Annotated in this window: 28 protein-coding genes and 1 tRNA gene; 8 read left to right on the forward strand and 21 right to left on the reverse strand. The window is 57.5% G+C overall.

Annotation, left to right across the window (positions count from 1 at the left end; translation table 11 throughout):
* Positions 1-17: 17 nt before the first annotated feature.
* The 9 genes from CGLAMM_RS03955 to CGLAMM_RS03995 form a co-directional block, all read right to left on the reverse strand.
* On the reverse strand, positions 18-842 hold the full coding sequence (locus CGLAMM_RS03955; protein ID WP_394818764.1) for an MgtC/SapB family protein: 825 nt from the start codon (positions 840-842) through the stop codon (positions 18-20).
* Positions 843-929: 87 nt separating this feature from the next.
* On the reverse strand, positions 930-2453 hold the full coding sequence (locus tag CGLAMM_RS03960) for a peptide MFS transporter (RefSeq protein ID WP_394818765.1): 1524 nt from the start codon (positions 2451-2453) through the stop codon (positions 930-932).
* A 30-nt stretch (positions 2454-2483) separates the two neighbouring features.
* The gene (locus CGLAMM_RS03965; RefSeq protein ID WP_394818766.1) at positions 2484-2630 is read right to left on the reverse strand and encodes a hypothetical protein; all 147 of its coding nucleotides are present in this window, start codon (positions 2628-2630) and stop codon (positions 2484-2486) included.
* Between the two features lies 1 nt (position 2631).
* Positions 2632-3552 (reverse strand): DnaJ C-terminal domain-containing protein, encoded by a 921-nt coding sequence (locus tag CGLAMM_RS03970; RefSeq protein ID WP_394818767.1) that lies wholly within the window; start codon positions 3550-3552, stop codon positions 2632-2634.
* An 80-nt stretch (positions 3553-3632) separates the two neighbouring features.
* Positions 3633-5180, reverse strand: a complete 1548-nt coding sequence (locus CGLAMM_RS03975; RefSeq protein ID WP_394818768.1) for an efflux transporter outer membrane subunit — start codon at positions 5178-5180, stop codon at positions 3633-3635.
* A 2-nt stretch (positions 5181-5182) separates the two neighbouring features.
* On the reverse strand, positions 5183-6085 hold the full coding sequence (locus CGLAMM_RS03980) for an HlyD family secretion protein (RefSeq protein ID WP_394818769.1): 903 nt from the start codon (positions 6083-6085) through the stop codon (positions 5183-5185).
* 63 nt (positions 6086-6148) lie between these two features.
* Positions 6149-6343, reverse strand: a complete 195-nt coding sequence (locus CGLAMM_RS03985; RefSeq protein ID WP_394819078.1) for a DUF1656 domain-containing protein — start codon at positions 6341-6343, stop codon at positions 6149-6151.
* 191 nt (positions 6344-6534) lie between these two features.
* Positions 6535-6966, reverse strand: coding sequence for a hypothetical protein (locus tag CGLAMM_RS03990; RefSeq protein ID WP_319806841.1), 432 nt, complete (start codon positions 6964-6966; stop codon positions 6535-6537).
* 117 nt (positions 6967-7083) lie between these two features.
* Positions 7084-7362, reverse strand: coding sequence for a hypothetical protein (locus tag CGLAMM_RS03995; protein WP_319806840.1), 279 nt, complete (start codon positions 7360-7362; stop codon positions 7084-7086).
* Positions 7363-7441: 79 nt separating this feature from the next.
* On the opposite strand from CGLAMM_RS03995, the gene CGLAMM_RS04000 reads away from it, so the two are divergent.
* The 6 genes from CGLAMM_RS04000 to CGLAMM_RS04025 all read left to right on the forward strand — a co-directional run bounded on the left by CGLAMM_RS04000 (position 7442) and on the right by CGLAMM_RS04025 (position 11242).
* Positions 7442-8557 (forward strand): TOBE domain-containing protein, encoded by a 1116-nt coding sequence (locus CGLAMM_RS04000; protein WP_394818770.1) that lies wholly within the window; start codon positions 7442-7444, stop codon positions 8555-8557.
* A gap of 155 nt (positions 8558-8712) precedes the next feature.
* Positions 8713-9765 (forward strand): extracellular solute-binding protein, encoded by a 1053-nt coding sequence (locus CGLAMM_RS04005; protein WP_418115405.1) that lies wholly within the window; start codon positions 8713-8715, stop codon positions 9763-9765.
* Positions 9762-10166, forward strand: a complete 405-nt coding sequence (locus CGLAMM_RS04010; RefSeq protein ID WP_394818772.1) for an ABC transporter permease subunit — start codon at positions 9762-9764, stop codon at positions 10164-10166. Before CGLAMM_RS04005 ends, CGLAMM_RS04010 begins: the two co-directional genes overlap by 4 nt.
* A 73-nt stretch (positions 10167-10239) precedes the next feature.
* A complete protein-coding gene (locus CGLAMM_RS04015; protein WP_394818773.1) occupies positions 10240-10755 on the forward strand; it encodes a YcgN family cysteine cluster protein in 516 nt (171 codons plus the stop codon).
* A gap of 9 nt (positions 10756-10764) precedes the next feature.
* A complete protein-coding gene (locus CGLAMM_RS04020) occupies positions 10765-11109 on the forward strand; it encodes a M48 metallopeptidase family protein (RefSeq protein WP_394818774.1) in 345 nt (114 codons plus the stop codon).
* Between the two features lie 47 nt (positions 11110-11156).
* Positions 11157-11242 (forward strand) — tRNA-Leu (locus CGLAMM_RS04025).
* Between the two features lie 687 nt (positions 11243-11929).
* Here the strand turns inward: CGLAMM_RS04025 and CGLAMM_RS04030 are convergent.
* The 4 genes from CGLAMM_RS04030 to CGLAMM_RS04045 all read right to left on the reverse strand — a co-directional run bounded on the left by CGLAMM_RS04030 (position 11930) and on the right by CGLAMM_RS04045 (position 14959).
* Entirely contained in the window at positions 11930-12766 is an 837-nt protein-coding gene (locus CGLAMM_RS04030) for a hypothetical protein (RefSeq protein WP_394818775.1), read from the reverse strand.
* A gap of 311 nt (positions 12767-13077) precedes the next feature.
* Positions 13078-13983 (reverse strand): NAD-dependent epimerase/dehydratase family protein, encoded by a 906-nt coding sequence (locus CGLAMM_RS04035; RefSeq protein ID WP_418115406.1) that lies wholly within the window; start codon positions 13981-13983, stop codon positions 13078-13080.
* Between the two features lie 16 nt (positions 13984-13999).
* The gene (locus CGLAMM_RS04040) at positions 14000-14389 is read right to left on the reverse strand and encodes a cupin domain-containing protein (protein WP_418115407.1); all 390 of its coding nucleotides are present in this window, start codon (positions 14387-14389) and stop codon (positions 14000-14002) included.
* A 27-nt stretch (positions 14390-14416) separates the two neighbouring features.
* A complete protein-coding gene (locus tag CGLAMM_RS04045; RefSeq protein ID WP_394818778.1) occupies positions 14417-14959 on the reverse strand; it encodes an RrF2 family transcriptional regulator in 543 nt (180 codons plus the stop codon).
* Between the two features lie 154 nt (positions 14960-15113).
* Between CGLAMM_RS04045 and CGLAMM_RS04050 the strand changes: the two genes are divergently transcribed.
* A complete protein-coding gene (locus CGLAMM_RS04050) occupies positions 15114-15797 on the forward strand; it encodes a Fe2+-dependent dioxygenase (protein WP_394818779.1) in 684 nt (227 codons plus the stop codon).
* Here the strand turns inward: CGLAMM_RS04050 and CGLAMM_RS04055 are convergent.
* The 5 genes from CGLAMM_RS04055 to cbiE form a co-directional block, all read right to left on the reverse strand.
* Positions 15792-16556, reverse strand: a complete 765-nt coding sequence (locus CGLAMM_RS04055) for a tetratricopeptide repeat protein (RefSeq protein ID WP_394818780.1) — start codon at positions 16554-16556, stop codon at positions 15792-15794. The genes CGLAMM_RS04050 and CGLAMM_RS04055 overlap by 6 nt on opposite strands.
* On the reverse strand, positions 16543-18867 hold the full coding sequence (locus CGLAMM_RS04060; RefSeq protein ID WP_394818781.1) for a TonB-dependent receptor: 2325 nt from the start codon (positions 18865-18867) through the stop codon (positions 16543-16545). Before CGLAMM_RS04060 ends, CGLAMM_RS04055 begins: the two co-directional genes overlap by 14 nt.
* A 324-nt stretch (positions 18868-19191) precedes the next feature.
* The gene (cobM, locus tag CGLAMM_RS04065) at positions 19192-19944 is read right to left on the reverse strand and encodes a precorrin-4 C(11)-methyltransferase (RefSeq protein ID WP_394819079.1); all 753 of its coding nucleotides are present in this window, start codon (positions 19942-19944) and stop codon (positions 19192-19194) included.
* A complete protein-coding gene (locus tag CGLAMM_RS04070; RefSeq protein ID WP_394818782.1) occupies positions 19941-20318 on the reverse strand; it encodes a cobalamin biosynthesis protein in 378 nt (125 codons plus the stop codon). The genes cobM and CGLAMM_RS04070 overlap by 4 nt, the downstream gene beginning before the upstream one ends.
* A 121-nt stretch (positions 20319-20439) precedes the next feature.
* Entirely contained in the window at positions 20440-21525 is a 1086-nt protein-coding gene (gene cbiE, locus CGLAMM_RS04075; RefSeq protein ID WP_418115469.1) for a precorrin-6y C5,15-methyltransferase (decarboxylating) subunit CbiE, read from the reverse strand.
* 8 nt (positions 21526-21533) lie between these two features.
* Between cbiE and CGLAMM_RS04080 the strand changes: the two genes are divergently transcribed.
* A complete protein-coding gene (locus CGLAMM_RS04080; protein WP_418115408.1) occupies positions 21534-22358 on the forward strand; it encodes a cobalt-precorrin-6A reductase in 825 nt (274 codons plus the stop codon).
* 1 nt (position 22359) lies between these two features.
* Here CGLAMM_RS04080 and cobJ read toward each other — a convergent pair whose 3' ends face one another.
* The 3 genes from cobJ to CGLAMM_RS04095 form a co-directional block, all read right to left on the reverse strand.
* The gene (gene cobJ / locus CGLAMM_RS04085; protein WP_418115409.1) at positions 22360-23115 is read right to left on the reverse strand and encodes a precorrin-3B C(17)-methyltransferase; all 756 of its coding nucleotides are present in this window, start codon (positions 23113-23115) and stop codon (positions 22360-22362) included.
* On the reverse strand, positions 23112-23834 hold the full coding sequence (locus CGLAMM_RS04090; protein WP_394818786.1) for a precorrin-2 C(20)-methyltransferase: 723 nt from the start codon (positions 23832-23834) through the stop codon (positions 23112-23114). The genes cobJ and CGLAMM_RS04090 overlap by 4 nt, the downstream gene beginning before the upstream one ends.
* A 149-nt stretch (positions 23835-23983) precedes the next feature.
* Positions 23984-24610, reverse strand: a complete 627-nt coding sequence (locus tag CGLAMM_RS04095) for a precorrin-8X methylmutase (RefSeq protein ID WP_418115410.1) — start codon at positions 24608-24610, stop codon at positions 23984-23986.
* Positions 24611-24613: the final 3 nt, after the last annotated feature.

Here is a 24613-nt window from a genome sequence, read left to right on the forward strand (position 1 = left end):
CATGTTCACCAACAGACTCACTCCGCATTGACCGTCCAGCTGATTTCAGAAATTTCCGGGTCATCCGCCATTTCGGAAACGATTTTCTTCAGCACATCAATATCATTTGACGAGGTCAGCAGGTTGAAGTCGATTTCGGAGTGGTCCGCGCCATCTTCTCGGACGGTCAATTTGCCGACAACGTAATCATCGGCCTCCAGGCGGGTTTGGAGCTTCTGCACAACGGAGGACACTTGTTCATCCAATGTGCGCGCTGTGATCCCGTAGACGGCTTCAATTGTGCGGGAACGGATCGGCAGGCGGTCCACAAATCGGACGACGGAACGCAAAATCGTGTTACCGGCGATCACGAAAAACGTCAGCAGAAACCCTTCCGCCAGCATGTCACTGCCGACACAGGCCCCCACCGCTGCGGAGCACCATAAAGTGGCCGCCGTATTGAGGCCGCGCACATTGGCACCTTCCTTGATAATGGACCCCGCACCCAGAAAGCCAATGCCCGAAACAACATAAGCGATGACACGGAGGGATTCGACCTCCCCACCAATACGTTGGGCCAGGTCAACGAAGGCTGCACCGCCGAGGGCCACGAGCGCATTGGTCCGCACCCCGGCACTGCGTTGCCGGTATTGCCGTTCCGCGCCGATCAGCGTCCCGAATAAAAACGCGCTGAGGAAGCTTACCGTTGTATCCCCGAAAGATGTCGGGTCGAATGTTTCAATAAACCGCATCTGTCGCCCATCTCGGTTGTCGTCGCCCGACCTGCATCCATCATCCGGGTCGCCCAGTCCGGTTGCCTTCTGACCGTTGAAACGTGTCAGGTCAAGTCTCTCGACCGTCAATGAAAAGCGATCAGGGAAACGATTACGGGGCGGCAGCGTCCTGCTGTCTAAACGTCAGTCTGAAACACGAGTTTGCCGACGTGTGGCTTAAAGGGGAATGCCAGCGACCTCCTGCACGGCCTCATCCAGCGGCGCGCCGGTGGTGGAAAGATGAGCTTTGTCCCATCTCCTGGCCAGAGGCAGTAAGGCGGCGATGCAAAGCGTCGCCATTAATCCCGCAATAAACAGATCACGGAAAAGAAGCCCATAAATATGGGATGCCACGACATCCGGCAGGTTCGGGCCCGGCATCGCCGCGTGCATGGCGACGAGACTGCCGAGATACATGGCGACACCCCAAAGCAGATAGAGGCATCCCATCATGAACCCACTTGAGCGCGCGGCGGTATAACGCGCGATGACCGCCAGGCCGAGCGCCATTGTCAGAAGCTCCGCGACGGAAATAAGCCCGTAGCCCAACACCATGATCCAGGCGGAAATCCGCCCTGTCGACAGCGACGCGGCCTGCCACCACACAAAAAACCCCATTGTCACCAGGATGAAACCGATCAACATTTTAGTCGCCAGTGAGATCGGATGGTTGCGCCGCGCCGCCGCGTGATAGAATCGTGCTAATAGGGGACTGACGAGCATGATCCAAATCGGGTTCAAGGCCTGAAACTGCCCTGCTGAGAAGCGGAATAATGTCACCCCACCAATCTGAAAACGTCCATCCACCGCTCTCAGCGCGAAAAGCGTCAGGGAAGTCACCTGCTGTTGATAAAATATAAGGAAGACCATGCTCTGCAGCGCAAGGAGATAAGTCAGCTTAAGGCCCGGGCGCTGCGCCGCCTCCGTGCGGTAAAACAGGATGCCCCAATAAATGGCGACAGCGAGACACGCCCCCCAGACGCAGATCCGCGCGAGGTCAGGGCTGAAGATGACAATGCTTAGCGCCGCGATCAACGCGACAAACCCCGCCAGAAGGCCCATTAAAGTCAAAAGCGGCAATCGATGCTGGTCGCGTTCGGCGCCTGCAGATATCAGCCAGCGTCGCCGGGAGAGATACCACATGATCCCGATCACCAACCCAGCTGAGCAGGTGAGGAAAGCGCTCTCCTGTCCCCAACGGTCCCGCAGCCAGGGCGTGAAAAGCATGGACAGGGTCGAGCCGACATTGACGGCCATGTAATAAAGCGTGAAAACGCCGTCGAGCTTTTTGTCATCGCCTTGATAGATGCGCCGCACGAGATTGGCCGCATTCGGTTTAAAAAGCCCGTTACCCGCGGAGATGGACGCCATGGCCATCGAAAGCAACGCCCGATGCGCATCGGCCAGCGCCAAAACAAAATAGCCGGCGGCGAGGATCGCGGCCCCCCATAACATCGCGCGGCGCGGACCGATGACGCGGTCACCCAGAAAGCCGCCAAAAACGGGCGTGATGTAAGTGAGCGCAAAAAAAGCGCCCATAATCGCGAGCGCCGTGCGGTCTGTCATGCCGAGATTCTGCACGAGATAGACGGCGAGGATCGCCTGCATCCCGTAATAACCAAACCGCTCCCATAATTCGACGGCGAAAACGACGGAGAAAGATTGCTCCCGAGAGGGCGGCTTGCTGGACTCTGCCTTCATATGATCGGGACCGCCTCTCGGTTGTTAACTTTAAAACTCGGACCCGACATTGGACACGATCATGGCATGGATCGTCAATATGGCCAGAAACACAGTGAAGACACATGCCGCCACGAGAGAGATGACCTCATCCCGTCGTTCCGTTCTCGCAGCCTCGGCCTCAGAGGCGTCGTTCATGTCATGCCGCACCTTCCGCGCCAGAGCGACTACGCAGGAAGTCCTCCAGCGCCGGATCAACCTGGCCAATTTTAACCTGCAATGTCACGAGCAGATCACCAGCCTTGTGCGTACCGTGTGCTGCCACGCCTCGACCATTGAGGCGGAGTTTCGCGCCTGTGTCTGAATGCGGCGGCACCTTCATGGTGACAGGCCCCTGAGGCGTGGGCACGAGGATTTTACCGCCAAGGACGGCGGTTGCCAGGTCGACAGGCACGGATGCCGCCAGATTACGGCCCTCGCGCGTATAAATCGTGCTCGGCGCCACCTGGATCGTCACCAGCGCATCACCGGATGGTGCGCCTTCACCGGTCCCGGGCGCACCTTTGCCGCTCAGGCGTAGGGCTTTGCCATCTTCGATACCGGCGGGAATGCGCACATCGACCGTTCCGGCCTCGGGCAGGGAAATGCGTTTCGAGGTGCCCAAAACAGCATCTTCAAAACTGATGCGCAGTGTGTAGGTGCGGTCAGCGCCGCGTCTGGGCCGACGCATGTGCGGGCCAGCCTGATGGAATCCGCCACCGAAAGGGCTGCCCCCGCCCTGAAACATGTCGGAGAAGAAAGCCCCGAGATCTTCTTCCGAAAAAGAGGAACTTTGCGCACCCTGACGCGGCCCGCCACCGCGAAACCCGCCGCCGCCATAGCCGAAAGGCGCGCGCTCATTGCCCTCATCATCGATTTCACCGCGGTCATAACGCTGGCGCTTTTCCTTGTCGCCCAGGATGTTATAGGCTGCGGTGACTTTCTTGAAACGCTCCTCGGCCTCCGGTTTACCGGCATTATGGTCGGGATGATATTGCTTCGCCAGCTTGCGGTACGCATTGCGGACGTCTTTATCCGATGCCCCTCGGGCCACGCCTAATGCAGCGTATAAGTCACTCAAGCGGATTCGCCTCCCCACCATCCAGAACACTGGAATTACAAACTAATGTCGGCATATCGCGGACCTGAATCAAGCCTTTTTCAACGTGAGAAAGCGCGGGATAAAGCGTTCTGCTTCGTGACACTGACGGGGAGTTGCGTATTGCGCAGGGCATTATCCTGCCACCCGGCACCGATGGCGACATAGAGGTCGACAGCGTCCAGGACATTGGCAATACGCGCATCCGCCTCACGATTTTGCGCGTCCAACATGGCCTGCTGCGTTGCCAGAACATTCAGAAAATCGATCAGCCCCGCCGCGTGAAGCCGGCGGGCGCGGTCCGACGCGATGGCGCTTTCCCGGGCGGCACGGTGAAGTTTTGTCACCCATTGCGCATCATGCGTCCAGGAGGAAAACGCATCTTCGACTTCCTGAAATCCCGTCAGCACAGATTTGCGGTAAGCCTGACGACTGGCTTCCGCCCGTGCCCGCGCCGCGGCGATCTGGGCGGTCAAGCGCCCGCCATGCATCACGGGCAGGCTCGCCATCAGCAAGGCGCTCCAGCTCATCGCATTGATCTGGAAGGCCTGATACATGGCGGAAGCGCTGGGATTGAACGTCAGCGGGATCGAAAATTGCGGGTATAACTGGGCGACAGCAACACCGATTTCAGCCGTGGCCTCGGCATATTCCCGCTCCGCCTGGCGGATATCGGGCCGATTGGCCACCACGATTGACGGAAGTGTCGCGGGTAGGGTCGGGACGCGCGGCAGAAGGTACCAGCTTTGCCTGCGATGCAGCGTCTCCATCGGGATATCGAGACGCGCCCTCAATTCCCCGGGCATTTCCCCAAGCAGGACGCTGATCGCGTGGATCAGTTTTTCACATTTGAGCTGAAGGGGTTCAAGCTCCGCCCGCTCCCGATCGCGCTCACTCTGCGCCTGCGCGATTTGAAGCGTGTTGCTGACGCCCTCATGGTAGAGTTGCTGTGTGACGCGCAGCGCGTCCTCCGCGCGGACAACATTGGCCATGACAATGGAAAGTTTGAGCTGCGTGCCGCGCAGGAAGATGTAATTCCGCGCGACGGAGGAAAGTAACACCATCAAGGTGGCCCGGCGCGCCTCAATACTGGCGTCAATGGCGCGGTCACTCGCCTCCACCTCCCGCCGGATGCGCCCGAACACGTCAATTTCCCAACTTGCCGTCGCGCCGTAGGTCAGCACGGAAGCCTGTGGGTGATTGGCCGGATTACCCGGACGGAGGGGCCAGTTGCCGATCGCGATTGAGTAGCGGTTTGTGCCCCCGCCCGCATTGATGTCAAGCTGGGGGTACCAGGAGGACGCAACGCGTTGCCGCAAGGCGCGCTCAGCAATGATGCGTTGATCGGCGATTTTGAGGTCGTAATTGCCGGTGATGGCCCGCTGCACCAGATCCGTCAATGTCGGGTCCCCGAAAGCGGCCCACCAGTTCCGCAACGCGGCTTCATTCGCGGCGATATCGGCGGGCGTCGCCTGATGGGGGGCTTCTGTAAACCGGTCCGGCAGCTCCATTTTATCGGGCTTGTAATCAGGGCCGACCGTGCAGGCAGTTAGTCCCAAAGCCGACGCCAGAATGAGGCTGGCAAACCCTTTCCGGTGGCGTGCGCGCATGGTCATAAATGGTTCTGTAACCACGATGTCAGACGCCCGCGTTGGCCCCTCCCCGGCTCACCCACTGTCACCGTGCAGGTCATACCGGCGGCGAGGATGATATGATCCGGGACATTGTCGAGTTGCACACGCACGGGGATACGCTGCGCTAGACGCACCCAGGTGAAAATCGGGTTGACATCCTGTAAGCCAAGGCCGTCCGGCTGGCCGTTCTGATCATTAATGCCCCGGGCGATGGAGACAACATGCGCGGGCAGGATGTCACGATAGCCCATCAGTTTGACGCGCGCGACATCCCCGACATGCACGCCCCACATTTTCGTTTCTTCAAAATAAGCATTGATCCAGAAACTATGGGCATCAATAACGGCGATCCGTGATTGGCCGGCGACGGCGTAATCACCGACGCGGAGATTAAGATTGGTGACGTAACCGTCAACCGATGCATAAATAATGGAACGCTGAAGGTTGAGGCGAGCCGTATCCACGCGCGCGGAAGCCGCATTGACAGCCGCGATCTGTGTCTCAACGTTTGAATTGTAAATTTCCTGCTCTTCCCGTGAGACGATCCCATTGAGGCCGCGCCGACGCTTCGCATCGCTCTGCCTTAATTTGAGGTCTTCCCGAGCCGCAGCGAGTTCAGCCTCTGCCTGCTTCAATGCCAGGCGGAAGCGGATCGGATCAATGACGAAAAGCGGGTCACCCTTATGGACGTAATCATTATCCCGGACCGGCACATTGACAACCGTCCCGGAAACTTCCGGCGCGGCCTTGACCACATAGACGCGCACCCGCCCATCCCGCGTCCAGGGCGCGATCATGTAAGTCTGCCACAGAGTGTAGAAGAGCATCGCGGCGCAGATGAGGACGAAAGCGGTCAACGCCACCCGGATCAGCGCTTTCATGATAAAAATTCTCTCCGCGTTGCGACGTCACGCGATAACGAGAGGCGTCTTCCGGTAAGGGTTTCAGACATAGACAACCATCAGGCACAGGACGCAAATGTAAAGCGCAATCTGGAAAAGTGGCCAATGCCAGAACCACGACATAGCACCAACGCGCCAGATTATGAAGCGAAGCATCAAAGTCAGAGGGATGGCGAAAAGGGCGTAAATGGCGATGGGCGCGATCAGAACGCCGAACAGATTGAACTCAGCAAGCATGACTGGACCGCGTCGCGCGACCTCTCTCTTCCCGCCTGCATTGCTCATTCAGCCGTAAGCGTCGCGCGGCGATCTCTCTTTCCAGGATGATCCTGAAACAGGTAATGCGCGGCTTTATAACATTTATGACGTTGGAAAGCGACAATGATCGCTTCAGGCCGAACGGTTTCGCGCCCGGCACAAACAGATGATCAGCGGCGAAAAAAGATATTACGTGCAACCTTGAAAGCCTGACGTCCCGAAAACCGCCCTACCGGGCCTATGAGCAAACCAATAAAGGTGGAAAGAGCAAGAGTCTGGCGCAGTTCCGCAAATTTGCGATCCCGGCGCAGGCGCGCCTCGAATTCCAGCGGGTCCGCAACATGCCTCGTACCGAGCAGGAAGAAAATGAACATGATGACGACATCAATGCCCAGCACCGTGACTGCCGCCGTGAGAGGGTTGAAATGCAGAACGACCAGCGCACCGGCCCACAGGACAGCATGAAGGGAGACCAGCGCAAACACACCGAAGATCGCCGCCAGCACGAACCACGCAGCGCGCCGCCCCCATCGCGCCGCGACACGCTGCATCACATCGCCCTGCGCTTTGACGGCTTCCTGCCCGACGTCGATGAGTTTCATGTTTCGCTCACTCTCTTCTTCTGACGCTTCATGAAGGGCTTTACACCCGATGAGGTGGGCGCATCATCTGTCACGCAGATGGTGACCCCTGCGAGTCATCAGGTAACGGAAAACCATTTATCTGGAAAGTCGGCCCAAAACAAATCCGACAAGGGCGGAAATCACCATCGCAGGGACCGGGCGGGCGCGGACGCGCGATTCGACCTTCTCAACCTGTGCGTGACCAATCTCGCGCGCGTTGGCGACGGCGTGGTCTGCTTTCTCTGCGGCGACAAGCAGGGCGGGGTTGATTCGTCCGTTCAGGAGCTGCTCCAGCTGCGATTTCAGTGAGTCAATCTGCTCCTGCGCGGATTGAGTTGTTTCCTTGGCGAGGTGCTTGACGTTATGCTTTCTCATCGCAATTCTCCTGATAAGGATGGGTCGGGTCCGATATTCGGCCAAGCCTTCAAAACGAGCGACAGAATGCCGAGGTTTCATGCATGACCCGAAGCAGCAGGATGCTGCATCTCTCGCGTTGCACGACATTTGTTTAACGGCGAGTTCAGGCCCATTTTCGCTCGAAGTCAAGCCATATGAGCACCTGACCGTTTTGAGCGACGACGCGGCCATCATGGACCGCCTGACGGACATCATCATGGGCCAGATTGCGGTGCCCGCGGGGCGGATTCTCATTTCCGAAATCGAATGCACGCATTTCCCTCCGGATCAACGCGCTGTCGGGGCGCTTGACAGGCGGGATGGGCTTCTCAATCACCTTTCCATTTACGATAATATTGCTCTCCCCCTCCGCGCACGCCGTGAGAAACCGGCCGCAATCAGGGAGCGCATCGGCAGGATAGGCGCGTTGCTTGGCTTCGACCCCCATACGCATCTGCGCCCGGACGCATCGGATGATGAAATGCAGTTTCGGGCGCGGTTCGGCAGGCTTCTCGCCTATGCGCCTGACGTTCTGATCCTGAATCGCCCTTTTGAAGGGCTAAGTGATGAGGCGCGTGCGCGGTGCGCCAAGTCGGTAATGATGCTGCAACGCGCCCTCAACCTGACAATCCTGCATTTAACGCGTCTGCGGGACGAGGCATTTTTCGGCTCCGGGCGTATCGCCGTGCTGCGTGGCGGGACACTTCAGCAATGTGCGGATGCGCCGACATTAATGGACCGCCCGGCCTCCCCCCATGTCGCCCGGATATTCGGCCACGCCAATCTCATGACGGGCTATGTTGTCCGAAACATTGATGATGTTGCGGAGATCCGCCTCCCTTGTGGCACGATGGTTTCCGCCCAGTCGTCGGATGAGGTGGAGCAGGATCACCTTTGCACTCTGTGCGTCGGGCCTGAGAAAATCGCCCTATCACTGACGGGCGCGCAACTTGATGAGGAAGATCAGGCACCGCTCGAGGCCGTTATCCAGGATATACGACATAATGGGGACCATATTCATCTGCGCTGCAAGCTCAGTGATGGAACGGAAGTGGACATCAGGCGCATGCCGATGCAATATTCCGCATCCATTCAACCGGGCCAGAAGGTCTACCTTGCATGGATTGCAGGGAATGCGCGCGCCTTCCCCTATGACGAGCCCGGTGAAGGCTAAAAGGAGGGCACGAGAGGGTCAGCCATGTACCAGTTCTCGACGCCAATCACTGAAGAGATGCGCCTTACGGTGCACTGTAACGTGCTGACTCCAGCCCGGCCTTCAAGGCGGGACCACATGCAGGTGGCGAGGAGCTGAAATTGATTCCTTGCCGGATGGGATTATCCCTTTTCCTGATGTCATGCGCGATACTCGCCCTCCCGCTTAGCCTCGGCTTATCGTCCGAGACGGCGAGCGCTCAGCATGGCGCGCGGTGCGGGCGCAATGACCATCACAAGCCATGCCGACCCGTCCGTAAAGCACGGCATCGTAAATCACGGCATGTCGCCTTGACGTCACCTTCGGTTAAAACGCCCACCTTTACCGTGCAGGTCCCTCCCTTATTCACCGCGATGCCGTCACTGATGATTTCCGTCGGGCCCTATCATTTCATTGAACCACGATCTTCCCATTATCAGACCTCAACGGTCACGGCCGGTTCCCCGCCGATCATCATTGACGATGCTTATCGGATCGCCACGGACTGTTTAAGTGGCGCGCTACGTGTCATCGCGCCGGAGCGACCGCTCTCCGCCCGCGGCACATCACCCTGCAGTGTCGGAGTCGGCGCAGTGCGTGACGTGCTTTTATGGGACCGTCAGCGCCTGGGTCATGCAAGTCTGTCATGGAGTGATTTCTGGAACATTGCGCGCCACCCTGGTAAGCGGGCTCTCCCTCTCTCACCGCGTCTGACGATGGAAGTTGCCCTTTTGGCTGATGGCGTCAAGCCGCAAGATATTTATCATGAGTTGGCAACGGATGAAGGTGTCAGCCGTGCGCTGGAGAAACTCGACCAGATCCGGCCTTACCTGACATGGTGGCGCGACGCACGCGATGCCGCGCGCATCATCCAGGATGGTGAAGCCTTGATGGGCCTGATGCCGACGCAATCCATCCTCGTTTTGCGCAGCACCACGCGAGAGGACCGATATTCCTTTGCGACGGACAATATGCTTGCCGAAAATTACGTGGCAGCGGTGCCGCATGATGGCAGCACAGCGGAAAATAATGCCGCGGTATGGCAATTGCGGGCCGCGCCCCCGCATCTGACGGTACCGAGCGACCTTGAAACTGCGTCGCCGCCGCTCCTCGTTATTGATGATGGTTTCTGGCTGCGTCACGGCACATCGCTTGAGCAGCGTTTTGCACAATGGGTGGAGTCACGATGAGAGGCTTCGAAAATGTGGTCGTGTTTATTCTGGGTATCGCGAGTTTCAGCCTGCTTCTGATCATCTCGCGTGTCCTGCACCGTCAGGCGCCGGTGGTTCTCTGCCTGGTTCTTCTTCTACCCGGTATGGCGATGGCGATCACGCTGGTGCAGCTTGCCTGCGTGACGCGGGATGATATGAGTTTTTACCTGGCCGGGATTTCCGCCGCGCCTCTGTGCCTGCTGCCACTCGCGGCGCGGCAGCGCCAGCGTGACCCGACGAGCACCCGCACAGCGCGGGGATTGGGCGCATCCAGATGGCAGCGTTTCCGACTTGATTTCCTGCCTTTTTATTGTCGCGCCGCCATGATGTCCGCGCTTCTTATCCTCTTCACAAGCGTTGCCTGTATCGTCTGGCGTTGAATTAAGCGTAAAAACATGGTTTTCAGCGTCGGCAAGCCTCGCATTTCGGCCTGAACTGGACCTGTGACTGACGATGACAAATACTGAGCGTTTCTGGGAGACAAAACGTCTTTCAGAATTATCCCCCTCTGAATGGGAACGGCTTTGCGATGGTTGCGGCCTGTGCTGCCTGCATAAATTACGGGATGAAGATACGGATACGCTGATGTTTACCGACGTGGCCTGCCGCCTTCTCGACCTCAATACATGTCAATGCGCGTCATATGCGGAGCGCTTTCGGAAAGTACCGGACTGCATCGCCCTGACGCCGAAAATGGTGCATGAAATTGACTGGCTGCCCCCCAGCTGCGCCTATCGCCTGATGGATGAGGGAAAGCCCTTACCGGACTGGCACCCCCTCCTTACCGGCAATCGGGAGTCGGTGCACCAGGCGGGGATTTCCGGCCGTGGGCGGATCATCAGTGAACGCTATGCCGGCCCGCTGGAGCGCCATATTGTTGATTGGCCGGGAGAGGACCCCTTGCGCCCCCCCGCATCCGCGCGACCACGCCCGAAAAAACGGGCGCCCAAAGCGCCGCGACGCGCCTGAACCGGGCTTATGAGCCGCGAGACCCACCCTCTCATGACCCAGGCCAAATGGGCACTGCCCCCGCGCGTTTTCATCTGGGCGGAACGCATGCGCGTCACGCCCCGCGCCATCACCATCTGCGACACGCGCAGCCGTTGGGGCAGTTGCTCCTCAAAAGGGCGCATCATGCTGTGCTGGCGGCTGATCCTGATGCCGGAGGCGGTGCGGGACAGTATCATCATCCATGAATTGGGGCACCTGAAACACTTTAATCACAGCCGGGATTTCTGGGATTTCGTCGATCAGTTTGACACGCAGCGCCGCCATCATCAGACATGGCTAAAAAAGAACACAGCCGCGCTTCTGGCGCGATAAAGAGACTTTCCGCAAACCCCCGCCCATGCTAGACGGCGAGCTGCAAAGCGAGCTTGGCGGAATGGTAGACGCACGAGACTTAAAATCTCGAGTCCTTCGGGGCGTATGGGTTCAAGTCCCATAGTTCGCACCATGGTTGGTGGTGAAAACTTGGTTCTCGGGTTACCAGGATGTGAGCCGATTTTTTATACTCATTTTGTTTTTGAAGACTGCGGGATCTCAAAACAACGATTTGGCTTTCGGATGTCTGATTTGGAAGCACCTGCGGGATTTCTTTATGTTCGACATCGTTCAAGCGTCATCCTTCCGTTGGAGCACAAGAGAATGGCTTTACGGCCTCCGTCTCTAATTAGCATCTGCAAACGGTCGATTTCAATTTCCCTGAATTGACGCATTTTTGACGTGGAATTGTAGGAGGCAAAATGATTTATCCGAATTCAAATTGTTTACCATTCCCAAGAACTACATCTGTCACAGATTTGACCAAAAAATATCATGGGAAGCAGTTTCCCTTTACTACCTTCTAAAAATACCTAACGCTAGAGTTCAATTTACAGAAAGCAACTTCTCCCCTTCACTTATGAAAAAGTGGTATATTTCCATATCATGTTTTACGTACTTCGCCGCAAGATACATCACTTCGTCGATATTTCTCCGGTTTTCATCTTCAAACAAATAATGCAAAAAGTCCAAGCTTTCTACCTTCGAAGAAAATCTATAAGCTCGCACTATTACCACTTTGCTCTCTTCCCTCAATGACAGACCGAATTTAATGATGTCATATTGTAACCCCTTCTCAAATCGATTCACTGTAGCGTTGCTAATCTCCGGGGTAGTTTTCAACGGGTTTAAGGCTCGCTGAATTTTTCATTCTCCGGCGTATGGGATACGAAATCAAATGAAAGGAGATTGCCGTCTCCAGAGTTCCTGAGGCACTATCGTATTGAACGGGATCACCTATCAGAAATACACCCTTCTTCCCAAGTTTGGGGTGTTTAGAACTGCTCAAGATGACAGCCGAACCCCCTAACATATGGGGTGAAATGAGCATGGTTCTTTCATCAAGCCACTGCATTTTGCCTGCGGTCGGAAACGACATGATAACGCACTTGTTTTTGAAGGCGTAAGGATCGTTTATTTTCGTGAAATCGGTGATCGCTTTTTCTTCGATGCCTTCAGGGCAAAACATTGCCAACCTGCCGCCAGGATCGATCAATTCTTCAGCCGCATGTTCTTTGTTACCGTCAGTAGTGTAGTATTTGATCGTCTTACCTGGATACTCTCTATCGATTTCCGACCCCGGTTTGCAAGTAATCCAGTCCATGTTGTCCAGATTTTTCAAACAAACGCCATCCGCAGACAAACTTAGGAGAAGCAGATTCGCTGTTTCGCAAGACATCGAGTCGTCCTCCTCGTCAGGCTCTCGCGCTTCACACTTCCTCGCAAGAGAAAATAATCGATAAAGGTCACTATGGTACTTTTCAAATTTTTCGTCCGATAATTGTTGACCATAAAGCGCGTCTTTCACAACTCTACTTGTAGAACCACCTTTCCCCTCTTCTTCTCGGCTGTGTGGATCAGATTTTTCATTTACAAAGAAAGAAAAAGTGATCAAAACGACCGTGATTGACAATAATATTTTTAGAATTTTTCTCACAATCGAAATGCTCCCTGAACTTTTTTTTGCGTAAGAACACTGACCGATTTATCTTTTGCCGTTTTGAACCACGAGAACAAAGCGATCTAAGCTTTTATGCCGTTTAATTTTTCGGTTTAACACGTTTTGCACCTGCTTTGAAGAGGCGGCGTTTGGTCAGTATCCGTTGAACGCCGCGTTCTTCAACTCAAGCACTTGTGGCGGCATTTAAATCTACGTGATCGCTTTGCAAATGTGGCCTCCGACTGGATCGTCGTGCAGCGTTAATCGGCATCAGCTCGAAGTGGTCCCATCACCTCAGTCCATCCCCCTCACCCCAACCAAACCAACCGCCGCGGTCGCAGGCCCAGCACCTCCACCGCCTTCCGGTTGCACGCGCCGGAAAGTTCGTTCTGGTAGTAAACCCCTTCTTCACCCAGCAGCTTCAGCGCTTCCTGCGTGTCGAGGCGGGGTGGGGGTGGGGCATGGACCCATTGGGCGTAGGCGGGGAGCCAGTCGGCGATTTTTGTTGGTTCGCCATCCACCACATTATAAGTCCCCGCCGGGGCGGTCAGGGCGGCGACGGTGGCCTGGGCGGCGTCATCGACGTGAATGAAGGAGAATACGCCCCGCCCTTCCCCGGCCAGCGCCACTTCACCCCGCCCCACATGCTGGCTGAAAGCCCCGTCCGGCCAATACCACGTGCCTGGCCCGTAAAAGAACCCATAGCGCAGCGCCACACCTTCCATCGGGGCGGCATTCAAAACCCGGTCTTCCAAGGCAGCATACATGCGGGCGCTGTCGCTGATCGAGCCGGGGGCGTTGATTTTGAGGGGGGAGTCTTCCGTCGCCAGCCCGTCGCCGCCCTCAAGGTAGAACCCGCAAGATTGCTGGATATAACGCTTTACGCCGTTGGCCTTGGCCGCCGCGAAGACATGCCCGCCCCCTTCCAGGCGCAAAGTGCGATCCGCCGGGAGGCGCTTGGGCAGGTCAAAGGGGCTGGCCGGAAGGGAGGTCAACTGGTCGATCACCACATCCGGGCGGATCTGCGCCATGAGCGTGAAGATCGCTTCACGGTCAAGCGCGTCACCTTTAACGCCTTGCGCGCCAAGCTTTTCCAGCGCCGTAAGGCTTTCGGGACGATGGGCCATACCCCAGACCTCATGCCCGGCCGCGCGCAATTGCGTGATGAGCGGACGCCCCAAAGCGCCACTGGCGCCGGCAACGAAAATTTTCATGGTGCGATATCCTGTTTTAATGCGCTGGCATGACAAAAGGGGTCGTCTTATCTTTGACGAAAAACGCGACAAAGCGCGCGGACGCGGTCTGGCTGGCATTGCGCCCGACGATATGGACATCATCCGGCCCTTCGAAGAAGCTCTGACCCGCTTTGAGCGTCACCGGCGCATGGCCTTCAACCTGCATCACGACGCTCCCCTTCAGCACATAGACGAAGACAGAGGCATGATGCCGATGCACCGGGTCCCACCCGCCAGGCGGATAATCCACCGTCAGCATCGCGCCTTCCTTACCCGGTATGCCTTGCAGGTCTCGGGTGATGAGGGGGGTGACTTTCGTCTCCGCATGAAGGGCCGGGGCCCAGAAGCTGGCGGCTAACGCGCCGAGAGCAATGAACTTACGCATATTCAACTTTCCTATTTTGTCGGGCGGTCAGCGAGGGGCTGACCGTCTTTGCTGCCTGACTTTACTGGTGCGACGGGTCTGCGCCCGTTCCGCAAACCAGGATTGTGCCGCATCCAGAAATGGCGGCGGGGCTTTGCCCCGAACGGATTTTGCAAGCGCTGCAAGGGATGTCTGCGCCAGCTCCTGCCGCATGGCCTGTTCCGCCCGCAACATCACATGGTGGATCCCGCAAACGCCTTGCGTCGCCCAGGAGGGCGGATGGTCTTCAAACAAGGCGCAGCGACCGCGAATTTCCTGACAATTGAAAAGGCGCTTCTCGCCCTCCACCGCATCGACGACGTCCAATACGGATATCGCTTCGGCGGATTTCGCAAGCTGATACCCACCCCGTAACCCTTCCGACGCACGCAGGAGACCGGCCTTCTCCAGTTTGGGCAGTAACTTGGCCATAAAGGCCGCCGGAATGCCCTGTAATTCCGCCAGGTCAAGACTGCTGACAGGTTCCGGGTGATCCACCAGCCAGAGGAGGCTGTGCAGGACGTATTCAGTGCTTGCGCCGTAAAGTGACATACGCGGATAATATGAGTCCGCGTTTTGGAATGCAAGAGGGACGTTGTGAGAACATACGTCTCAGGCTTAACGACCCCCTTGCCCCCACCCCCACAACGGGTTAATTAAGAATGCGACGCACTTACAGTGTCAAATTGCCCGTTGAGAATAGAACATGCTCCTCACCATCCCCAACATCCTCACCGCGGAGGAAGTCGCTTATTGCCGCAAGCTTCTGGAAGCATCGCCCTGGGTGGATGGACGCGTGACGGCGGGGGAGCAATCGGCGAAGGCGAAGCGGAACCTCCAGATCCCGCAGGACTCGGAAGTCAGCGAGACATTGGGAGAGCTTATCTTGAAAGCGCTGGGTCGCAGCCCGTCATTCAACAGTTTTGCCCTCCCCTACCGCGTGTTCCCACCGCTCTTCAACCGATATGACGCGGGCATGCATTTCGGTTACCACGTCGATAATGCCGTTCGCCCTATTCCGGGCGCGGGGATGCGGATCCGTACAGATGTGTCCTCCACGATTTTCCTTTCCGACCCTGACAGTTACGAAGGGGGCGCATTGGAAATTCAGGATACGTATGGCGTGCATTCGGTCAGACTGCCGGCGGGGCATATGGTGGTGTATCCCGCATCCAGCCTGCATCGTGTCTCTCCGATTACCAGGGGGAGTCGCTGGGCGTCATTTTTCTGGTCTCAATCCATGGTGCGGGATGACGCCAAACGCGGCCTGCTTTACGAATTTGATTGTTCGATCATCGAGACACGCAAGCTTCTTTCGGACGACAACCCGGCCGTGTTGGGCCTGACCAACACGTATCATAACCTCCTTCGGCAATGGGCTGAATTATAGCGACCCGCGCCGCGCCGAGACGGACAAACTCAGGGGGCCCAGAATTACGTCTTCCGCACAGATCGCCGCGAGGCCCGGATGCGCGGCGACCAGATCACCTAAATGTTTCACCATCTCGCTTCGCCCCATTTCAGCGGCCCGGCGCATTTGCGCGACCGCCTCTCGCCGCGCGCCTGACGCGAGGAGGCACCGCGCCGCGTTCAACGCCGCCCAGCCATCACCCGCTTCGGACCCGCCAAGGTAAAGCTCAAATGCCTGGGCCGGGTCACGCCGGCCACACAGGCCACGCTCGCAAATCAGCCCGATCATATTCAGCGCCTTGCCGACACCTCTTCCGGCCGCCGCCATATAGAGCCTTAGGGCCAGGATATTATCCTGGGCACATCCCTCACCCTTCAAAGTCAAATCGGCGAGGTTGAACATTGCCCACCCGTCACCGCCCCTTGCGCTCTGCTGAAAAAGCCGGGCGGCGCGGGAGGGGTGGCGTTGGCAACCCCATCCGCGCTCATAGGCGCGTCCCAGCATATTCACCGCTTGCGGATGCCGGGACCGCGCCGCTTTTTCGAAAAAGATGAGGGCTTGATCCATCGCGCCAGCGTCAAGCTGCTTCTGGCCAAGCACCAGAAGCGCCTGAATAGACGCTTCCGGCGGGGGCGGACCATAAGGTGCGGTATCGAGCCAATCCAGCGCCGGTGCGGCACTTGCATCGCCCTCCCGCAATGGCGGAAGGGCGGCTTCCAGCAGGTCAGAAAGCGACACCGACGGACCCGATAAAGGTGCGGCCCGGAAGCGGCACAGCGCGGCTGGCATTGAAAGCTGAGCCGTAATTGACGCGGTTGGTCAGGTTATTAGCGTTAAACTGCACATGGTAACGCCCAATATCATAAGTAATGATGCCATTCAGGAAGAAATTATAAGGCATCCGCGCTGTGTTGGCATTATCCGCCCAGTAAGCCGAAGCATATTGCGCCCCGCCACCTGCAGACAGACGCCCCCATTTCTTCGGCAGAATCAGGCTGGAAATATCGTAAGTGCTCCAGATGGAGAAGGTGTTGTGCGGCAATTGTGGGGCCGTGTTTTTGCGGTAGGCATCGCTGTTCTGAATGGTGCCGGTCATGTAGGCGTAAGAGCCATAAACGTCCCATTTATCGGTAAGCTTGCCCGTCATTGACAATTCCGCCCCGCGGATCAGACGGCCCGTGCCCGCATCGGAGAATCCGGTGAGAATGCCGCCATATTCATCGAAGGTGAAGGAGTTGTTCTGGTTGATCTGAAATAAAGCGACGGTCATGCCAAGCCGCCGGTTGAAGAAGTTCATTTTGCTGCCGACCTCAAAAAGGTCTGACCGCTGGGGTTTCAGATCAACGCCATTTGTGGGCGTGTCGCTGACATTTCTCAGCGTTGTCTGTGCGGAAACATCCGTACCGACAGGTTTATAGGAGCGGGAGAAAGTAAAATAGAGATTGACGCGGTGATTGATGTTGTAAATGAGGCTCGCGGATGGGCTGAAGGAATTATTGTGACCGCGCTGCACCCCACTCGCTGCGGCAGCCGAGCTCCAGTAACTTGACTGATAATCATCCCAGCGCAACGCGCCGAAAAGAGAGAGTTTTTTCGAGAGGTCGATCTTATCTGCGATAAACAGGCCGAGATCCCGGAAATCCGCCGTGCGATCGCCTGAGGAAGGGTAGGTCAGATAGGTTTGCGGATAATTGAATTGCGGCGCGCGCATTCCCTGATTATTCACGCGATTGATGAAAGTCGCATACTTGCGGTCATCCTTCGTATATTGAATATCAACACCCGCATTGAGGTGATGGGTCAGGAAAGCGGTTTTGAACTTGGCCTTGCCCATGGTGACGTTCTGCAAGCCGTAACCATTCTGGAGATAGCCCATCCCACCCCCGGCGCCGTAAGACATGACAGGGTTGCCACCTGCAAGGAAGGTGGGTGCGCAATTCGTTTTGACCGTGCAGGCCCCCGGCGCCGTCGCGGAGAAATCACGGTCATAATGGGAAAAGCGCGTATTGTTACTGAGCGTCAACCAGTCTGAGATTTTGGAACTGAGTTGTGACGTGACCATATGGATATTTGAGTCATCGCGGTTGAAGTCGCGCGCGTAACTCGTCTTTCGGTCAAGCCCATATTCCGTCGCCGGGTGGTACAATTTACCGACCTGTAACATGCCGACGCCCTGATCTGACATGCCGCGATTGCCCAGCCACTGATAATTAAGGTGGTAGGTCGTCTTCGTCCCCAGCCCGAGCCCGAGATCCGCAGCGACGCCATAGCGGTCCGTGCGGATATTGTTGCGGTCTGCGACATTCTGCTTGTTATACATGCCGTTGACGCGCAGCGCCTCATGCTCTCCGAGGCGATAATTCGCGTCAACCGTCCCGCGATATTGCATACCGCTTCCGAAGGCCTGTGTCGCGTTGCCGCCTGATTTGAGATTGGCGTGTTTCAGCTCATTATTGATGATGCCGCCGACATTCCCCGCGCCGAAATATTGACCGCTCGCACCTTTGATGACCTCGACATTGTCCGTATTGAACACATCGCGCACATAAACGCCGAAATCTTTCAGCCCATCCTGGTAAATATCACCGCGCGCCTGCTGGCCCCTGATGCGGAATTGATCCCCTACCGGGCCCCCATTGCCTTCACCGCTCGACATTGTAATTCCGGGGACGTTTGAGAGGGCCTGATCAAGCGTGTAGATCTGCTGCTGCTGAATGAGTTCATGCGGAACAACGTTAATCTGCTGCGGCGTGTCGAACACGCTGGCGGGCATACGATCAACATGCAGAAGCGTGTCATTCGTGTTGCTCATATCCGCAACGAAGGATGATTTGTGACTTTGGACATCAAGGTCCGGTAAAGAAGTGGCGGATTGGCTGGTGTTGCGGTCTTCCGAGTCGGATCTTGCTTCAGACTCCCCCACCTCAAGGGCGCCTGCCCCGGCTGACAGGGCCAGAACTAACAATTTTGAAAGTTTGGGTCCGTGCTGCGCCTTCCCTGAGCGTGACGCTTTGCCATGCGTCCTTCGCAGCGCCTGATAATCAACCATTTGCGTTTCCTGACCTTACTGGAGTTCGTTTTTAAGGCATTCGGCGGCCATGATTCGCCGGGAAGCGCCGAAATGCATCTGGCTCGTTTTTTATCCAGCAAGGGGGTTTTTGCAAATGGTTCTTAGTATCAAATTAAAAGAATTTTATGACTGTGTGTTTTTCCAGCATCATGTCGCCCTCCGCCCGTCGCGCTCCGGCTAGACGGGCGCTATCCGTCGCACTCGAGTGACGGGACGTGCGTGGATTTCCGATCTGTTGAGGAAGTGTCTGTCACAGACTTTCAGCAGTAAAAGGCTGGATAAGCCGGGCGCGATGCCCCACGCTCAGGGCCGGAATTGCCGCCGATAATCGGGGTGATAAAGGGCGCTTTCCTGCGTCGCATGCGGGTCCAGGGCCCGGCCGACGAAAATAATTGCTGTGCGCGTCACCGGCGCGCGCGCGAAGATTTCGGCAATTGTCGCGAGGCTTCCTGTAAAGCGGCGCTCCTGCGCGGTGGTGGCATGTGCGATGATGGCAACGGGGCAGTCACCGCCGTAAATAGGACGTAGACTGGAAATGATCTCGTTAAGGCGATGGATGGCGAGGTGAATGGCCAGTGTCGCCCCTGTTTCCGCGTAGGTTGCAAGCTGTTCCGTGGAGGGCATCGGCGAGGCGCGGCCTGAAATGCGCGTCAGAACGACGGTCTGGGCCACGCGCGGGACAGTCAACTCAACACCAAATTGTGCAGCCGCCGCGGCAAAAGCGGGGACACCAGGCGTGACGGTGTAAGGGATGCCATGTTTCTGCAGACGCCTGATCTGTTCCGTCATCGCACTGTAAATTGACAGATCACCGGAATGGAGCCGCGCAACATCCTTCCCAAGACGATGGGCGTCCACATATTCGGCTTCGATCTCATCAAGACACAAAGGCGCCGTATCAATGAGGCGGGCATCTTCGCGACAGAAAGCGAGGACATCTTCAGGCACGATGGACCCGGCATAGAGGCAGATCGGGGCTTGTCGCAGCAGCTTCACAGCGCGAAGCGTCAATAAGTCCGCCGCGCCCGGCCCCGCCCCGATAAAATGCACCGTCATGTCGGTTCCTCTACCGAGGATGCGCAGGCGCATGTCACGGAGAACGCGATAAGTCGCGGCCCGGCCAGCACGGCGCCCTCCCCTAACGCCGCCAGCGCACAACCCTCCGCCACGGCGGAAAACCCGACCTTGTCGCGTGCCAGCTGCGAGTGTGACAGGCATAAATGCTGTACGGAGGCGAGTTTCAGCGCATCGATTTCAAAAACAGGCAGGCCGGTTTGTCGCAATACCGTCTGCAACGTTTCATGATCACGCCGGAAAAAGGGATAAGCCAGACCATCGGGGAGGCCCCAACGCTGCTTGGCGGCATGAAGCGCCCCCCATATGGCCGGATCATGAACATCGACACGACAGGCAATACCGAAAATTTTCACGATTTGACCAGACGATATTGCGTGACCGGCATGGCGGGCCGAAAGCCGTGGAACCCGCCGATCGCCTCAATGCGAGAAATCGATATGCGGTTGAGCTGCCCGCCCCATTGGTGAAACGCCTTTAGTAAAGCCGCTTCGCCTTCCGTCGTGACGGCATTGCAGACCAATCGCCCATCGGGGCGCAACTGGTCATGCGCCCATTGCAACATGTGCGGCGCGCTAACGCCCCCCCGATGAAAATAGCATCCGGTCTGGGCAATGCTGGGACATTATCCGGCAGACACGCCGCCAATATGCGGAGTGACGGCACACCCATCCGACGCGCATTTTCCGCGATGATGTCGAGGCGGGAGTTGTTTTTCTCGAAGGCGATGGCGCTGTTGGCTGGATGCCGCAACATCCATTCAATGGCGACAGAGCCGGAACCCGCCCCGATATCCCATAGACACGCCCCTTGCTGCGGGGCAAGACTGCTGAGCGTCACGGCCCGGATCTCACGCTTGGTGAGTTGACCATCCGTCAGGTAAAACCCATCCTCCAGCCCGGCACAGAGCGGGATAATGCGTGCCCCGGGCTGGGCATGAATGTGAACCGCCAGTAAATTGAGCGGCGCAATGTCATCGGGTGGCCCTGAAGCGGCGATGAAATGCTGAACCCGCTCTTTTTCACCCCCAAGATGCTCCATGACGGTGACATCACTTTCCCCGAAACCTCCCTCGCGAAGTTGCGCGCATATCTGCGCGGGGGAATGTCGATCGGCGCTCAGGATCAACAGGCGGGCATCATCCTGTAAATGAGGCTGGATCAAAAGCGGATCACGCCCACAGATGGAGAGCACGCGTGTCTCCTGCGTGGACCAACGCATAATGGAACATGCCAGTGCGACACTTGAGATGGCGGGAAACACATCCATCTCGGCCTTGTCATAAATCTCCGCCATCATGGTGCCAATGCCGAACAGGAAAGGATCGCCTGAAGCCAGGATGACCGTACCGGGTTGTCTCCGCGCGCGGATATCGACGAGAACCTGCCGCAAATCGCCTGTCCACGCCACATAGTCCGTCTGCGGCATATGCGGGATAAGCGCCAGATGACGCTTTGCGCCATATACCTGTCGGGCCTTCTCCAATCGCGCGCGTGCTGGAGGCGTCAGCCCGGCCATGCCGTCCTCACCGATTCCGATCAGGCTCAACCAGGGGGCCGGCATCGTCAAACGTGAAACGCCTTGAGCATCAATGCGAGACGGGGCATGGAGGAGAGGTGATAGAGACAGAGAACATGAAAATCCTGATATTGGGCGGCACAAGAGAGGCGCGTCTGCTTGCTGAAGATCCGCATTTCCCGCAACAGGCACGTTTTATATTTTCTCTCGCGGGGGTAACGCAAGCGCCAGATCTCCCTCAGGGTCAGACACGCCTCGGCGGGTTCGGCGGTGTCGAGGGCCTGATTGCTTATCTCGAGCGAGAGAATATTGCCGCTGTGATTGACGCGACTCATCCCTTCGCCGCGCGCATCAGCCATCACGCCGCCACAGCGTGCGCGGCAACATGCCGCCCCATTCTGCGACTCGGTCGACCCGCATGGCAGAGACAGCCGGGAGATCATTGGGTGGATGTCGCCTCGATGGATGACGCGGTCCCGGCGCTCGGCGTGGAGCCGCGTCGGGTATTGCTGACAACGGGGCGGCAGCATGTCGCGCCTTTTATAAAGGCGCCGCAGCACTATTATTTTCTGAGGTCGATCGAACCGGTTTCACAGGATCTTCCGCGCTTCTTTGAGACGATCATCGCGCGCCCGCCTTTCAAGCTGGAAGATGAGCTGGCCCTCCTCACCCGACTGAAAATCGATGTGCTTGTCACGAAAAATAGTGGCGCACCCGCCATCGCCGCAAAACTGGATGCTGCCCGTCGGCTTGGACTGCGCGTGATCATGATCAACCGCCCTCTTCTCCCTCCCATTGGGGAAGTCAGCACGGTCGAGGGTGCGATAAAATGGGTGGCGCGGCTTGCTTCAGTCCACCTAGAATCGCGGCAGATGTGATTTACGTTTCTGCAACACTGCGCGGCGTGTAGAGCCACGCCCTGCCGCCGGGTCGCGTTACGCGGCGTGTGGATCGCGCACCGATCAGGATCAGCGTCGCCATATCGGCCCGATGGGCCTTGCAGGCGGCGAGGGTCGATAATTCCAGATGTTCATTCGGGCGGGTCACATGGTGGGCAAAGGCGACTTCTGTCTCCGGCGGAAGGATTTTGCGCAGGCAGTCAAATGCGCTCGCCAATTGGTCAGGTCGCGCGCGTGACTTTGGATTGTAAAGTGCCATGACGAAATCCCCCTGCGCCGCCGCGATGAGGCGTTTCTCAATAACGGCCCACGGCTTCAGATTATCGGACAGGGACATCACGACAAAATCATTGCCCAACGGCGCCCCCAGGCGTGAAGCCGCCGCAAGAACGGCTGTCACGCCTGGCACGACTTTAACGTCAGTCTCACGCCAGGAGGCCGGGCCCGTCTCTATCGCTTCAAAAAGCGCGCTCGCCATGCCGAAAATACCGGCATCCCCCCCGGAGATCAGGGCAACCACGCCACCTTCTTCCGCAACTGCCAGGGCCTGACGCGCGCGCGCCACCTCGTCGCCATTATCGGAAGCATGGCACGCAAACGCACCCATATGCTGAATACGCTTGAGGTAAGGCCCGTAACCATAGACATCCGTTACCGCGCCGAGCGCCTCCCGCGCTTCCGGCGTTAGGAGGTCGAGGCTTCCAGGCCCGATGCCGATAACGTAAAGCCGGCTCATCGCACGCGTTTCCGCCCGGGCAGAAGCACCATGGAGAAGTAAGGCGCGCGTTCAGGCGCCTGCGGGAAAGGTACAATGCGTTGCTGAGGCCGTGAGCCATGCTCCACGTATATTGCTGACGCCGCAAGGCCCAACGCGGTCAGGACGCGCCGTAATTTTGGCATGTTGCGCCCTAATTTCATAAAAACAAACGCATCGCCCGCCTGCATGAGCTGGTGCAGGCGCGCCTCGCTCAACGTGCAGGGCAATACGGTTAGAATATCGTCGCCATGCACCATGGGCAGGCGCGCTGCAGACCAGCATCCACTCATACCCGTGACACCGGGCACAATCTCGCTTTCATATCGCCCGGCCAGTCGGTCATGAAGATACATCGCGGAGCCATATAGGAAGGGATCTCCCTCGCATAAAAGCGTGACATCACGCCCCTCGTCGAGACACGCTGCCATTTCCCGGGCGCAATGATCGTAAAATTCGCGGATTTCACGTGTGTAGCGCGTATCCGTGACCGCGACCCCTGTCGTAAACGGGTAGACAAATTGCAGGAGGTGGGCGTCGGGCCCGATATAGTGCTTCGCCGTCCTGTAAGCACGTCCGGCGCAATTTGCCGCGCAGAAATAAGCGATGATCGGGGCGGATGCGATGTGACGCGCGGCTTTCACGGTCAGCAATTCCGGGTCCCCCGGCCCGACACCGATAATGACCAATTTTCCCGTCATGGTTTTGAAGCGCCCGAGATTTGTGCCAATTTTGCTGAACCCCACGGGCAATGACGGTGAATGCAGCGCTCATTTATCACAGATCGAGCGGGATCAAAACTTTCCGACGTTGATGGGATTCTGCGCTGTTTAAAGAGCGTTCTGCGCGCTCAATCTTCCCGAGGCGAGGCGAGCGCATTGACGCAGGAAGCCGCCAGCGCGCTCCCCCCGAGACGGCCCCGCACGATGGCGTGCGGGCCATAAGCCCCCTCCGTAAGCGCTTCCTTGGACTCCGCCGCGCCAACGAAACCCACGGGCATACCGATAATGGCGGCTGGTTTCATGGCGCCTGCGCGCATATGCGCCATCACGCGGAATAACGCCGTCGGGGCGTTGCCGATCACGATCAGCGCACCCTCCGCCTGAGGAAGCCACAGATCAACAGCGGCGGCCGAGCGCGTATGGCCGATACGTTGTGCGAGATCCGGCACATCGGGATGGCGCAAGGTGCAGATGACTTCATTACGCGCAGGCAGGCGCGCCCGCGTGACACCCTGCGCCACCATCATCGAATCACACAGAATGGGGGCACCTTGCTGTAAGGCCCGGGACGCCTTCTCAAAGAAATCCGTTGAGAAGACGATGTGGTCCGCGATGCCCACCATGCCGCAACCATGGATCATCCGCACAACGACTCGCGCTTCATCCTGCGTGAAACGTGAGAGGTCCGCTTCCGCACGGATGATGCGGAATGATTCGGCATAAATCGACGCACCGTCACGCAAATAATCAGTCATCGG

The sequence above is a fragment of the Sorlinia euscelidii genome, assembly GCF_036452135.1.
GTDB lineage: Bacteria > Pseudomonadota > Alphaproteobacteria > Acetobacterales > Acetobacteraceae > Sorlinia > Sorlinia euscelidii.